Source organism: Pseudomonas sp. MPFS, assembly GCF_022537035.1.
GTDB classification, from domain to species: domain Bacteria; phylum Pseudomonadota; class Gammaproteobacteria; order Pseudomonadales; family Pseudomonadaceae; genus Aquipseudomonas; species Aquipseudomonas sessilinigenes.
Window position 1 is genome coordinate 5,748,866 of sequence record NZ_CP066123.1, and the last position, 13,739, is coordinate 5,762,604.

Genomic DNA, 13,739 nt, shown 5'->3' on the forward strand with positions numbered 1-13,739 from the left:
CCTTCGCGATGGCACTGGACAACCCGGTGCTCCCCGCCCCACTGCCCAGGAGACGACGATGGCACAACAATCCGTGTTTCTCGACGAGGACCCACAAGAGACTCGTGAATGGCTCGAATCCATTGAATCGGTTCTGCATGTCGAAGGCCGCCCCCGGGCGCATTACCTGATCGACCAACTGCTGGATTTCGACGTTGCCCAACATGGCGACTTCTACGGACGCGTGACCACGCCCTACGTCAACACCATCGCGGTCAGCCGCCAGCAGCCCTACCCTGGCGACCTCGCCGTCGAGAAGCGGATCAACGCCTACATCCGCTGGAACGCCCTGGCCATGGTGCTGCGTGCCGGCAAGCATTCCAACGTCGGCGGGCACATCGCCTCCTACGCCTCGGCGGCAGTGCTCTACGACGTAGGCTTCGACCACTTCTTCCGTGGTCGCACCGAGCAGTTCGCCGGCGACATGGTCTACATCCAGGGCCACTCCTCCCCAGGCATCTATGGTCGCGCCTTCCTCGAGGGCCGCCTGAGCGAAGAGCAACTGGACAACTTCCGTCGCGAAACCGACCGCGATGGCATCTCGTCCTACCCCCACCCCCGGCTGATGCCCGACTTCTGGCAGTTCCCCACCGTGTCCATGGGCCTGGGCCCGATCACCGCCGCCTACCAGGCGCGCTTCATGCGCTACCTGGAGAACCGTGGCCTCAAGGAACACCAGGGCCGCAAGGTCTGGGCCTTCCTCGGCGATGGCGAGATGGACCAGCCCGAATCCCTGGCGGCGATCTCCCTGGCCGGCCGGGAGAAACTCGACAACATCATCTTCGTGGTCAACTGCAACCTGCAGCGCCTCGACGGCCCGGTACGCGGCAACAGCAAGGTGGTCCAGGAATTCGAAAGCCTGTATCGCGCCGCAGGCTGGAACGTGATCAAGGTGATCTGGGGCAGCGGCTGGGATGCCCTGCTGGACAAGGACAAGAGCGGCCTGCTGCGCCGACGCATGATGGAATGCGTGGACGGCGACTACCAGAACTACAAGTCGCAAAACGGCGCCTACGTGCGCGAGCATTTCTTCGGCAAGTACCCCGAACTGCTGGAACTGGTCAGCGACATGACCGACGAGCAGATCTGGAAACTCTCCCGTGGCGGCCACGATCCGGAAAAGGTCTACAACGCCTACGCCGCGGCCATGCGCCACACCGGCGGCCCGACCGTGATCCTGGCCAAGACCGTCAAGGGCTTCGGCATGGGTGAGGCCGGCGAAGGCCAGAACATCAACCACCAGCTCAAGAAGATGGGGGACCAGGCGGTCAAGGCCTTCCGCGACCGTTTCGGCCTGGAGCTCAGCGATGAGCAGCTGGGCGACATGCCATACCTCAAGCCGGCGCCGGACAGCGTCGAGGCCAACTACCTGAAGGCCGCGCGCGGTAAGCTCGGTGGCCATATCCCGGCGCGCTTCAGCGCTGTCCAGTCCCTGCAGATCCCGCCGCTGTCGGCCCTGGAGACGCAACTCAAGGGCACCGGCGAACGGGCGATCTCCACCACTATGGCCTTCGTGCGCATCCTCGGCACGCTGCTCAAGGACCCGAACATCGGCAAGCTCATCGTGCCGATCGTGCCCGACGAGTCTCGTACCTTCGGCATGGAAAGCCTGTTCCGCCAGATCGGCATCCACTCCCACGTGGGCCAGTTGTACACCCCGCAAGACGCCGGCCAGCTCAGCTACTACAAGGAGAGCAAGGACGGCCAGATCATGCAGGAGGGGCTCAACGAATCCGGGGCCATCTCGTCGTGGATCGCCGCCAGTACCTCCTACAGCAACCACGGGGTGATGACCGTCCCGTTCTACATCTTCTACTCGATGTTCGGCTTCCAGCGAGTCGGCGACCTGGCCTGGGCCGCCGGCGATGCCCGGGCCCGCGGCTTCCTGCTCGGCGCCACCTCCGGGCGCACCACCCTGATGGGCGAAGGCTTGCAGCACGATGACGGCCACAGCCATGTGGTGTCGTCCACCATCCCGTGCTGCGTCTCCTACGACCCGACCTATGCCTACGAGCTGGCGGTGATCATCCAGGACGGCATGCGCCGCATGTATGTCGAGAACGAGGACATCTACTACTACATCACCCTGCTCAACGAGAACTACGCCCACCCGGACATGCCCGAAGGCGTCGAGCAAGGCATCCTCAAGGGCATGTACCGCTTCTCGGCCCCGACCAAGCAGCACAAGGGCAAGCACGTGCAGCTGATGGGTTGCGGCTCGATCCTGCAAGAAGTCAACGCCGCCGCCAAACTGCTGGAGGCCGACTTCGGCGTCAGCAGCGAGGTCTGGAGCGTCACCAGCCTGACCGAGCTGCGTCGCGACGGCCAGGAAGCCGAGCGCTGGAGCCTGCTGCATCCCCAGCAGGAGCCTCGCGTGAGCTACGTGGAAAGCTGCCTGCAAGACAAGGAAGGCCCGGTGGTGGTCGCTACCGACTACATGAAGATCTTCGCCGACCAGATCCGTCCCTTCGTTCCCCAGCGCCGTTTCGTCGCCCTGGGCACCGACGGTTTCGGTCAGTCGGATACCCGTGAGTCCCTGCGCCGGTTCTTCGAGGTCGACCGTCACTTCATCGCCGTGGCCGCCCTCAAGGCTTTGGCCGACGAAGGCAGCCTGCCACGGGAGAAGGTCGCCGAGGCCATCGCCCTGTACGGCATCGATCCGGAGAAAAAGAACCCCGCCAAGGTCTGACGCGGCACACTGCCTTGCCCTCCCCGGGCAAGGCACTCCCTCGCTGTATCCCCTTCCAACGCCTAGCGCCATCTCCCGAACACAACCTTGATGGAGGTCAACGAGCAGCGCTTTGCGCTCCCTACACTGGTCGGTACCCCTTTGAACAAGATCCGCAGGCCCCGTCCATGAGTGAAGATTCCCACGCGCTTCCCCTCCCCGAAGTGCTGCCCAAGACCAGCGCAACCAGCCCCGCCAAGACTCCAGCCCGCAAGAGCGCCGCACCCCGCACCCGCCGCCCGCGCAGCACGCCCGCCAAGGCTGCGGCAGTGAAGGCCATCAAGGTCGATCTCGAGCAGAACCCCATGGCCCTGCAGATCGCCAGCGCACCTCGCGGCTCCAACGAAGACAGCGTCTCGGCCAAGCTCCCGGGCAACTATCCCTATCGCAACCGCATGCGCCGCGCCGAATACGAGAAGGCCAAGCACGAGTTGCAGATCGAATTGCTCAAGGTGCAAAGCTGGGTCAAGGAAACCGGGCAACGCATCGTGGTGCTGTTCGAAGGCCGCGATGCCGCGGGCAAGGGCGGCACCATCAAGCGCTTCATGGAACACCTGAACCCCCGCGGCGCGCGGATCGTTGCCCTGGAAAAACCCTCCGAGCAGGAAAAGGGCCAGTGGTACTTCCAGCGCTATATCCAGCACCTGCCGACGGCGGGGGAAATGGTCTTCTTCGACCGCTCCTGGTACAACCGCGCCGGCGTCGAGCGAGTCATGGAATTCTGCTCGCCCCTGCAATACCTGGAGTTCATGCGCCAGACTCCAGAACTGGAGCGCATGCTGTGCAACAGCGGCATCCTGCTGTTCAAGTTCTGGTTCTCGGTCAATCGCGAAGAGCAACTGCGGCGCTTCATCTCGCGCCGTGACGACCCGCTCAAGCACTGGAAACTCTCGCCCATCGATATCAAGTCCCTGGACAAATGGGACGAATACACCGGCGCCAAGCAGGCGATGTTCTTCCACACCGACACCGCCGACGCACCATGGACGGTGATCAAGTCCGACGACAAGAAACGCGCCCGGATCAACTGCATCCGCCACTTCCTGCACGAGCTGGACTACCCGGGCAAGGACCCCAAGGTCGCCCATGCTCCCGATCCGCTGCTGGTGGGTCGTGCCTCGCGAGGGCTGGAAGAAGATGAGCGCCCCGGCCAGTTGGTAGCGGACATCGACACCACAGGCCCCGCACTGTCGTTCTAAGACCACCCTCGCCCGCGGCACTCGGGCCTTAGGGCCTGTGTCGCCGCGCGCCTGGTCCAGGCCCTCGTCAGGTGTTAAATTGCCGGCCCGGCAATGACCGCATATTGCACAGACCGGACTTGGACATGGATGCCCAGCAACGCCCTCCGATACCCGCGCCCCCCTGGCGCCCGCTGTTTCGCCCGCCCCGCAAACCTTGTGTGCGGCAGGCTACTCGCGACCACCCGACTGCTTCCGGCCACCAGCGCCCGGAACCTGCGTCGCACCCGCTCACCCGGCAAGCGTCAGCCCTGCTGCTCGAGCGCTTGCCATGTGTTCTTCCTGAATCGCGCAGTGGCTTGCGCACGTTAATCGCCCGATACCAAGGATGCTCCATGCCCACTATCCCAACCCCGGAATTCAACCAGCTGCCGGCTGGCGCCGTGGCCTACCCCGAAGCCCGTGACCTGTTCGTCGCCGACCAGCAAGAGCTGGCCGAACACCTGCTGCCGCTGCTGTCCTTCGATGCCAGCCTGATCAACCCAGAGTGGTCCGCTCGCCTGCACCTGCTCAACCCCATCGAACCCAGCGGCGGCCTGGTCGGCATGTTCACCGAGGGCCAGGGCTTTGGCAGCGACTTGCTGAAAACCAACTGGATCGGTTTCAAGATCGAGGACGGTCGCTATCGCCTGTGCGGTGATCCGCGCTATTTCTTCCTGCACCCGGACAACGCCCACCTGGCCGACCCCGAGCACAACGCCCGCGCCGACCTGGAACAGCACTACACCGAACAACGCGCCGCCTACCAGGCCGCACGCCAGCGCTACCAGGAACTCGGCCACCTGACCTGGCCCCGGGACAACGGGCAAAAGCTCAACTTCATCGAGGAAGTCGGTGGCGTGGCCGAGGGTTATGGCAACTGGGTGGAAACCGTGGAATTCCCCATGGACGTGGTCGAGGCCGAGGATGACAGCGGCGACATCGACGTCTGGCCCCTGAGCCCGGCAGGCCGCCGCTTCCAGCACGTCCTGGGGGTACCGGCCTACAACTACGGCATCCGCGGCGCCGACCTGATCGTGATGTTCTACGAGCCGGTTGAAGGCCTGGTGCTGTTCTGCTTCGACTGGTCCTGACCCGCGACACCTGTAGCCGCTATCGAGCGACGCGAGGCTGCGACAAGGTCCGCAGGGCCTTCAACCAGGACGGCCGCTACGCGCCCGTACGCAGGCTCGGCAGCGGCGACAAGAAGCACCCAGGTACAAGGGTTAGAGCGGCAGTTCCACCCGGGCCTCGAGCCCGCCGCCCTCGCGGTTGAACAGGCGCAAGCTGCCGCCATGCTCACGCACGATGGCCCGGGCCGCCGACAGGCCCAGGCCAACGCCGCCGGTGCTCTTGTTGCGTGACGTCTCCAGGCGGAAGAACGGCTCGAACACCTGCTCCAACGCCTCGGGTGCAATGCCCGGGCCACGATCCAGCACCCGCACCCGCACCTGCTCAACACCCTGCTCGAGCACGATGGCCGGTTCGACGCCGTACTTGAGGGCGTTGTCCAGCAGGTTGGTCATCACCCGCTTGAGCCCCAGGGGCCTGCCGCCATACACCAGGCGCGGCGGGCCGCTGAAGGTGATTTCCAGGCCCTGGTCGCGATAATCGTCCACCAGGGTTTGCAGCAGTTCCGCCAGGTCGAACTGGGTCGCCTGTTCCAGGCGTGCATCGTCGCGAAAGAACTCCAGGGCCGAGTTGATCATGGCCTGCATCTCGTCCACATCGCGGAACAGCCGTTGCTGCTGGTCGGCATCCTCGATGAACTCGCCGCGCAGACGCATGCGAGTCAAGGGCGTGCGCAGGTCATGGGAAATGGCCGCGAGCATCTGCGTACGGTCCTTGATGAAGTGCTGCAACTGCGCCTGCATGGCGTTGAACGCCAGGATCGCCTGGCGGATCTCGTGGGGGCCCACCGGCTCGATGGGTGGCGCGTGAAAGTCCAGGGCAAAGCGTCGTGCACCCAGGGCAAACTGCTGCAACGGCCTGGCCAGGCGGCGGGTGGCGATCAACGCCACCAGGCCGGTGGACACCAGCACCAGGGCGATGACGATCAGGTTGCGGGTACTCACATCCAGCCCCCAGCTGCGGGATGCCGAGGAAAACATCAGCCAGGATTGGTCGGTCAACTGCACCAATAGCGCGTAGCGGCCATTGGGCCCCGGCCAGTCGCTGGGCATGTAGGCCTCCATGCGCCGCGTAGGCGGTTCCAGCGCCTGGCGGATGCCCTCTCCCACGTACTCAGAGTCCTCGACGACCGGCAGATTGAAAGCCTCGCGAGTCGGCTGCCAGACCACGCTGGAATACTCATGGCTGACCGCTGCCGCCAGCCGTGCACGCTGGCCCGGCTCCGAGGCCTCGATCATCAGCACGATGGACGCCGAGTTCTCCAAAATTCCCGACTCTTCCAGGGACGGATAGGCCCAGACCCCGGCCAACTGCACGAACAGCGTATTGAAGGCCAGGGCCGTGAGCATGGCCATGATGATGGTCAGGGCGATCCAGCGCGCCACCGTATCGCGCAACCGATAGCGCCACAGCGACTTGAGGGCCTTCACTGGCGGGTCACGCTGGGGGTGAACAGGTAGCCGCCATTGCGTACCGTGCGGATCATCGCCGGGCGCTTGGTATCGAACTCCAGCTTGCGCCGCAAGCGGCTGACCTGGACATCGATGCTGCGGTCGAAGGCGTCATGGGCCTGGCCCCGGGCCAGGTCGAGCAATTGCTCGCGGGGGAGGATGCGCTGCGGGTGCTCGACGAACACCAGAAGCAAGTCGAACTCCCCCGCCGACAGCGGGATCATCACCTGGTCCGGCGAACGCAGTTCGCGCCGGGTCAGGTCCAGTTGCCAATCGGCGAAGCGGATCAACGGCCGTGGAACTTCGCTGGCCAGCGGCCGGCTCTCGCCGGAGCGGCGCAACACCGCGCGCACCCGCGCCAGCAGCTCGCGAGCATCGAAGGGTTTGCCCAGGTAATCGTCGGCGCCCATCTCCAGGCCCACCACCCGGTCGCTCAACTCGCCCATGGCGGTGAGCATGATCACCGGCGTGGCATGCTGCAGCCGCAGGCGCTGGCACAGGGTCAGGCCGTTATCGCCGGGGAGCATCAGGTCGAGGATGATCAGGTCCGGCACCTCCCGTTCCAGGGCCGCCCACAACCCAACGCCATCGGTGGCCACGCTGACTTGGTAGCCCTGTTGGACAAAGAATTTCTTCAGCAGGGCGAGGACTTCGACGTCGTCGTCCACGATCAAGAGACGGCTCACCGGCGGGGATCACTTCAACTGGAAAGGAGCGTTATCTAAAACCATTCGCCGCGTCACGTCATATATTTCAACCCGGTAACAAACCTGCAACGCTGCAATAAAGCAGACATCTTTGCGCAAGGTTCGGCTGTCAGCATCGGCCTCCCACTACTGGAGAACAGCCGACCATGCACCTGATCAAGAACACCTCGGCGCCCGCCCCAGCCATTCGCGAAGAACTGCCCGAACCCTGCCTCACCCAACCGGCCCTGACGCTGCTGCAACGGGTGACCAAGCTCGACGACGCCAGCCTGCATTGCCGCGAGGTCAGCCTGCGCCTGTCGGACGATCAGAACCACCTGGTGCTGACCCGCTACAGCGAGCACTACAGCCCCCAAGGCATGGAATGGGTGGAGCGCAAGCATCGGGTCTCGGTCACCGACCTGCTGCGCTGGGTCATCGAACAGGGCCAGCCCCAAAGCGTCGAACGCGGCGACGACCGACAGGCGTAAAGACAGCGGCAAGCTTCAAGATTAAAGCTTGGAGCTTGGAGCTTGGAGTTTAGATTCCGCTGTTTGCATCGGGCTTCCGGCACGCCAACGCACTCAGTGCCAGGCACACTGCCGCCAGCGAATACACCCACGCCGTGGAGGCCACCGGCAGTAACATGCCGGCGATCAGCGGGCCGAGCCCGGCGCCGATATCCCGCCATACCGCATTGGCCGCCAGGGCTCGCACTCGTCCCGCGCCCGGGTGCCGCTGGGCCACCACTGTCACGACTAGCGGCAGTTGCAGGGCCCGCAGTATCAATACCAGGGCGCCGCCGACGATCAGCCAGTGGCAACCGAACCCCACCAGGGCCACGCAGGTCAGCAGCGAAAAGACGATCAGCATCCGCGTCGCGCCAAAGCGTTGCGCGGCGATGCCGCCCAGGGGGCTGAGGAGCATTTCCGAGACGTAGCGCAGGGCCAACAGCGCACCCGCCACCAGCAACGCGTTGCCGGCCATTAGTTGTTCGGCCTGCAACGACAGGCCAATGATGAACAGCCCGTCCAGCACCAGGCCTTCGATGAAGGACCACAGCGCCACGCTGTCGGGACGCTGCAAGCGCCGGCCGGAATGGGCCAGTGGATGAGGCCTGCCAGGCAGGCCGAAGGCCAGCAGCATGGCGAGCAGCGAGGTCAGGGCCATGAGCCCGAAGATCACCCGCGGGCCGTATTCGACGCTGACCAGTGCACCGATGGGCAAGGCCAGCATCGGCCCGGTGGCGATCAGCGCGCGGGAGCGGCCGGTGCGGCGGGCGGCGCCCGTGGGCTCGGCAGTGGCCATGACCTGGGTCGAGAGGTTGAGGGCGGCGTAACTCAGGCCCCAACCCAGGCGCAGCAGCAACAACCACCAGAAGCCCGATAGCGTGGCGTAGCCCAGGGCGCACAACGCGGCGGTCGCAGCGGCCAGCACGCACACCGGGCGGTCGCCGTGCCGGGCATAGAAGCGCATCACCTGGCCGTAGCCGAAGATCCGCACCAGGCGGTTGGCGGCCAGCAGCAAGCCGGCCTCGGCCAGGGTCACGCCGAAGGCTTCGTGCTGCATGGGCAGCAACAGGTACAGCAGGACATCACCAGGTAAGCACAGGCCGAGGATGCTGGCGCAACGGGCAGAGTCTTGATCGGTACGGCGAAGCGAAGTATCGGGCATGTCAGGCAAACCGGCAGATCGTGAACCCGATGCAGCGTGCCGCCCGTGGCCCGCGCTGACAAACGCTTTATTTGCGCCGTATAGGTAACTAAATTAGACACATGATCAGCGACCTGCCCCCTCTGAACGCGGTCCGCGCCTTTGCCGCGGCCGCCCGCCACGAAAGCTTCAGCCGCGCGGCGGATGAGTTGCACGTGAGCCACAGCGCCATCAGCCGGCATATCAAATTGCTGGAGGAACACCTGGGCGTGCTGCTGTTCGAGCGTCGCATCCGCCAGTCGGTCCTCACCCCGGCCGGACAGGCTTTCTATGAGCAGGTCAGCGTGGCCCTGACCCAGATCGCCCAGGCCGCCACCGCCCTGCGCCAGGGTGCGGCGCTGCGCAAGGTGACCATCAATGTGCGACCGTCCTTCGCCGTGCGTTGGCTGATTCCGCGCCTGCCGCAGTTCATGGCGCAGTACCCGCAGATCCATCCGGAAGTGGTGACCAGCACCCTGCCCCCCGACCCGGCCCGGGAAACCTTCGACCTGGTAATCCGCCGTGGGCGCTCGGGGTGGGCGGCAGCGCTGCAACCGCAACGCCTGCTGGACGACGAAATCCTGGTGGTGGCCGCCCCCGCGCTCTTGCACGACACCCCCTTGCACAGCCCCAAGGACCTGGCACGCCATACCCTGCTGGTCAGCCGCACCCGGCTCAGCGATTGGTCGAAATGGCTCGAGCACTGCCGGCTCAAGCCGCTGCGCAACCCGCCAACCCTGCATTTTGACCATATGCACTTCGTGCTCCAGGCCTGCGTCGACGGCCTCGGCTTGAGCCTGTGCCCCGCCTCGCTGCTGGCCAAGGACCTGGCCAGCGGCCGGCTGGTCTGCCCGCTGCCACAATTACGCCAGCCCCTGACCCACTATTACTACGCCTTGGCCTGCGACGCCGCACCCGAGGCCCAGGTGTTCATCAACTGGATGCAGGCCCAGATCCAGCAGGACGCCGCGCTCAACCTGTCACAGCTGCCGGCGCGCCAGGACGACCACGGAAGCGGCCAGGCCAATCACCCATGTGCCTGATCCCGGCTCAGCGGCGCTATTTCATCGTCCAAGCCCGGAGTGCCCCATGGCGAGTTACGGAATGTTCCTGCTGCTGGCGACCCTGTCCATCCTCAGCTTCGGGCCCGGGGTCGTGCTGGCCCTGTCCAACTCCCTGGGTCATGACTGGGCCGGCACTAGGCACGGATCGCCGCCAGGCTGTCGGGGATCACCTTCTTGGGCTGCGGGGTGATGATGGCCACGGCCATTAAATAACTGGATACAAATGCCTGGGGACGGCGGCGCCAGGCAACGTTTCTGTGACATTGGCTACGCTACCATGGCGCCCCTTTTCTGGCCCCGAGCACCCGCGCGCATGCCCTTGCCCCACACCCTCGACACCCTGCCTCCCGTACTCGCCGGCCCGCTGTTGCGCCGCCTGGAACCGGGCCGGCTGGTGTTGTGGCTGGTGGGCTCGCAGCCTTTGTCCCTGACCCTGCAACTGCAGGCCGAAGGTGCGGCCATGCAGGAACTGGCCCTGGATGAATACCAGTGCCAGGTCATCGCCGTGGGCCAAGAAGCCTATATCCACCTGATCGACGTGAGCCTGGACGCGACCCTGCCCGAGGATCTGCCGATCGCCTATGACCTGCTGATCAGCGATGTACAGCACGGCCTCCAGGGCATGGCCGATTGGGCGCCCCACTTGCTCTATGGTAATGCGCAGCGGGCCGAGTTCGTGCTCCACAGCCGCATCGACAACCTGCTCCACGGCTCCTGCCGCAAACCCCATCACCCGGCCCCCGACGGCCTGCTATGCGCCGACCGCCTGTTGGCGCAAAAACCGGCGACCCAAGACCGCCCCGCATTGCTGCTGATGACCGGCGACCAGATCTACGCCGACGATGTGGCCGGCCCCATGCTGCGGGCCATCCATGCCCTGATCGAACGCCTGGGCCTGTTCGACGAACAGCTCGAAGGCGCCGTGGTGGAAGACAGCCAGGCGCTCTACTGCCACCACGCCAGCTACTACCAGCGAGCCGAGTTGCTCCCCGCGCTCAAGAGCAACGAGACCCTGCGCGAGCGGTTCTTCGGCGGAGTGAAGAAGCCGATCTTCACCAGCAGCAGCGCCGACAATCACCTGGTGACCTTCGCCGAGGTGCTGGCCATGTACTTGCTGGCCTGGTCGCCGGTGCCCTGGAGCCTGATCGCGCCCCAGATGCCGCAACTGAGCCCGCAGCACCAGGCGCGCTATGCCAGGGAGCAGCGGCATATCGAGACCTTCGTCGCCGGCCTGGACGGCGCGGCGCGAGTCTTCGCCCACCTGTCGTGCCTGATGATCTTCGACGACCACGACATCACCGACGACTGGAACCTCAGCGCCCAATGGGAAGAAACCGCCTACGGCCATCCCTTCTCCAAACGCATCATCGGCAATGCCCTGCTGGCCTACATGCTGTGCCAGGGCTGGGGCAATAACCCCGACGCCTTCCCGGCATTGCTGGAGCAGACCCAGGCCCTGAGCGCCAGCGCGCAAGGTAATCGGCAACTGGACCGGCGACTGCACGACCCGTTGCTCGAGCAACTGCTGCGCTTTGCCCAGTGGCAGTACGTACTGCCCAGCACCCCGGCCCTGGTGGTGCTGGACACCCGTACCCGGCGCTGGCGCAGCGAGTTCAGCCTGGGCCAGCCTTCCGGCCTACTGGACTGGGAAGCCTTGAGCGAACTGCAACACGAACTGCTGGACCACCCTTCGGCGATCATCGTTTCGCCGGCGCCGATCTTCGGCGTCAAGCTGATCGAAACCGTGCAGAAGGTCTTCAGCTGGTGTGGCTACCCGCTGCTGGTGGACGCGGAAAACTGGATGGCCCATCGCGGTTCGGCCCAAGTGATCCTCAATATCTTCCGCCACTCACGCACCCCGGGCAGCTACGTGATCCTCTCCGGCGACGTGCACTACTCCTTCGTCTACGAAGTGCTGATCCGCCATCGCCAGGGCGGCCCGCGGATCTGGCAGGTCACCAGCAGCGGCATCAAGAATGAATTCCCCGCAACCCTGCTGGACTGGTTCGACCGCCTCAACCGCTGGCTCTACTCGCCACGCTCGCCGTTGAACTGGTTCACCAGGCGCCGGCGCATGAAGGTCATCCCCCATGTGCCCGAGCATGCCAAGGCCGGTGAACGGTTGTGGAACTCTTCCGGGCTGGGCCAGGTGTTCTTCGACGACCAGGGCCAGCCCACGGCCATCTACCAGCACAATGCCAACGGCCGCGAGCCGACACGGATGATCGCACCAAGATAGAATCGCCATTCGCCGGCAACCAGGAAGGACCCGCCCGATGGAAAAACAACCGCTGTATCGCAAGGTCAACACGCGGACCCACGGCGTGCACCACAAGATCCATCCGGCCTATGCCCAGCAGCGCCACAGCAAGGCCCTGGCCGCCAAGGAGCAGCAGCGCGGCAGCATGCATTCCGGGCTGCGCCTGGGGCTGGACTACACGCCGCTGTTCCGCTTCTTGCTCAGCCGAGTGGGCGACCCCTGGGATGCGGTGTTCAGTGAGGCCAAGAGCCGCCTGGACCGCGAAGACCCGGTGTTCTGGCTGGTGGCCCGGCATGAACACGAACGCGAGGACTACGTGCGCATCGGCCACTTCAGTTTCTTCAGCGGCTTGTACGTCGACGCCCAGGGGTTGCTGCAAATGGTCGATCCGCAACTGCGCGCAGCGCACATGAGCCCCGACTGCCCCTGCTGTACCCACACCCTGAACGGGGTCCCCTTCGGCTTGCCCTACCAGCGCTCCTGAGTCCATTCGACCATGCCTAGCAACCCCATCACCCAGGAACAGTTGGACGAGATCCGCTATGTGCTGTCGGATGCCTTCGTCGACAACCAGGTGGACTATGCCTACATCGCCCGGCAGACCCAGGCCTACGAGCGGGCCGAGATCGAGCGCATCCTCTACTGCGAGGTGGCGCCAGTGTGCTACGTCAACCTGATGGCGGTGATCCCGGAAATCTGGATGGGCTTCGAGCGCACCTCGCTCCTGGCGGATATCGAAGAAAGCCTGCAGCGACGCCGCAACAGCCGCTGGCAAGCCTTTGTCGATCATCTGTATATCCGCTGGATCCGCTACAGCGGTGGCTATATCTGGAATGAAATCTGCCAGCACTACCCAGGCTGAAACCCCTATCAGCGATCTCTTATCCGAGCATCGGGGCTGCAGTAGTCGCTGGAGTGCAGCCCTACAGGCTCGGCCTGCATCCGCCCCTGCTCATCGATCTTGCGCAGCAGCGCGGTGCATTGCTGGTCCTGCAGGAACACCAGCTGGTAGGTCGCGCCAGCCTCAGGCACGAAGCTCACGCTCTGCTCACAGACGGCGCGGAAATTCTCCAGCTGCCCGGGTTCGCTGTTGTAGAACATCAGGGCGAAGGGACGATTGGCCGGGAGCTTGAGTTCATTGGCGCCAAACCCTTCCTGGCGCCGCATACGGTCGGTCTCGGCGCTCATGGGAATGCCCAGGCTGCGGAACTTGGGATTGGCAATGCCGCGATGCGGCTTGACCATCACGCCCGAGCCCGGTTTGCGCCAGTCGATGCAATCGCTGTATGGCACGCCACGGACCGAGCCCTGAGACACGATGCGGATCAATGCAGTGTCACCGGCATCCGCCGGAACGCGATAACTGACGGTAGTGGCCTTGAGGGTCGAGACGAAGGTGCAACCGCCCAGGCCCAGGGTCAGGCCGAGCAACACCACAGAGGGAAACCGCATGATTCATCCTTGGGGGGAG

Annotated in this window: 12 protein-coding genes and 1 pseudogene; 9 read left to right on the forward strand and 4 right to left on the reverse strand. The window is 64.8% G+C overall.

The genetic code is table 11. From position 1 onward, the window contains the following. Positions 1–58 precede the first annotated feature (58 nt). The 3 genes from aceE (at position 59) to I9018_RS26290 (ending at position 5,078) form a co-directional block, all read left to right on the forward strand. Positions 59–2,728, forward strand: coding sequence for a pyruvate dehydrogenase (acetyl-transferring), homodimeric type (gene aceE, locus I9018_RS26280; protein WP_068588847.1), 2,670 nt, complete (start codon positions 59–61; stop codon positions 2,726–2,728). Between the two features lie 344 nt (positions 2,729–3,072). Beyond that, positions 3,073–3,966 carry a polyphosphate kinase 2 gene (gene ppk2, locus I9018_RS26285; protein WP_164487362.1) on the forward strand — a complete coding sequence of 298 codons (894 nt, stop codon included), beginning with the start codon at positions 3,073–3,075 and terminating at the stop codon, positions 3,964–3,966. Positions 3,967–4,340: 374 nt separating this feature from the next. Continuing rightward, positions 4,341–5,078: a hypothetical protein gene (locus tag I9018_RS26290; RefSeq protein WP_124347487.1), complete on the forward strand. Its 738-nt coding sequence runs from the start codon at positions 4,341–4,343 to the stop codon at positions 5,076–5,078. A 132-nt stretch (positions 5,079–5,210) separates the two neighbouring features. On the opposite strand, the gene I9018_RS26295 is transcribed toward I9018_RS26290, so the two are convergent. After that, positions 5,211–6,545 (reverse strand): ATP-binding protein, encoded by a 1,335-nt coding sequence (locus tag I9018_RS26295; protein WP_068588858.1) that lies wholly within the window; start codon positions 6,543–6,545, stop codon positions 5,211–5,213. Continuing rightward, positions 6,542–7,252, reverse strand: coding sequence for a response regulator (locus I9018_RS26300; protein ID WP_241107903.1), 711 nt, complete (start codon positions 7,250–7,252; stop codon positions 6,542–6,544). The genes I9018_RS26295 and I9018_RS26300 overlap by 4 nt, the downstream gene beginning before the upstream one ends. A 167-nt stretch (positions 7,253–7,419) precedes the next feature. Between I9018_RS26300 and I9018_RS26305 the strand changes: the two genes are divergently transcribed. Continuing rightward, positions 7,420–7,743: a hypothetical protein gene (locus I9018_RS26305; RefSeq protein WP_241107904.1), complete on the forward strand. Its 324-nt coding sequence runs from the start codon at positions 7,420–7,422 to the stop codon at positions 7,741–7,743. A 49-nt stretch (positions 7,744–7,792) separates the two neighbouring features. Here the strand turns inward: I9018_RS26305 and I9018_RS26310 are convergent, their stop codons facing one another. Next, complete coding sequence (locus tag I9018_RS26310) at positions 7,793–8,926, reverse strand: MFS transporter (RefSeq protein ID WP_124347485.1); 1,134 nt, start codon at positions 8,924–8,926, stop codon at positions 7,793–7,795. 101 nt (positions 8,927–9,027) lie between these two features. Between I9018_RS26310 and gcvA the strand changes: the two genes are divergently transcribed. From gcvA to I9018_RS26335, 5 genes and pseudogenes are all read left to right on the forward strand, one after another. Beyond that, complete coding sequence (gcvA, locus tag I9018_RS26315; RefSeq protein WP_241107905.1) at positions 9,028–9,987, forward strand: transcriptional regulator GcvA; 960 nt, start codon at positions 9,028–9,030, stop codon at positions 9,985–9,987. Between the two features lie 46 nt (positions 9,988–10,033). Then, positions 10,034–10,135, forward strand: a pseudogene (locus tag I9018_RS26320) (LysE family translocator); the annotation flags it as partial. A 186-nt stretch (positions 10,136–10,321) separates the two neighbouring features. Then, on the forward strand, positions 10,322–12,247 hold the full coding sequence (locus tag I9018_RS26325; protein ID WP_241107906.1) for an alkaline phosphatase D family protein: 1,926 nt from the start codon (positions 10,322–10,324) through the stop codon (positions 12,245–12,247). A gap of 37 nt (positions 12,248–12,284) precedes the next feature. Beyond that, the gene (locus I9018_RS26330) at positions 12,285–12,752 is read left to right on the forward strand and encodes a hypothetical protein (RefSeq protein ID WP_068588873.1); all 468 of its coding nucleotides are present in this window, start codon (positions 12,285–12,287) and stop codon (positions 12,750–12,752) included. A 12-nt stretch (positions 12,753–12,764) separates the two neighbouring features. Next, positions 12,765–13,130, forward strand: a complete 366-nt coding sequence (locus tag I9018_RS26335; protein ID WP_241107907.1) for a hypothetical protein — start codon at positions 12,765–12,767, stop codon at positions 13,128–13,130. An 8-nt stretch (positions 13,131–13,138) separates the two neighbouring features. Here I9018_RS26335 and I9018_RS26340 read toward each other — a convergent pair whose 3' ends face one another. Further along, positions 13,139–13,720 (reverse strand): hypothetical protein, encoded by a 582-nt coding sequence (locus I9018_RS26340; RefSeq protein ID WP_068588876.1) that lies wholly within the window; start codon positions 13,718–13,720, stop codon positions 13,139–13,141. Positions 13,721–13,739 lie beyond the last annotated feature (19 nt).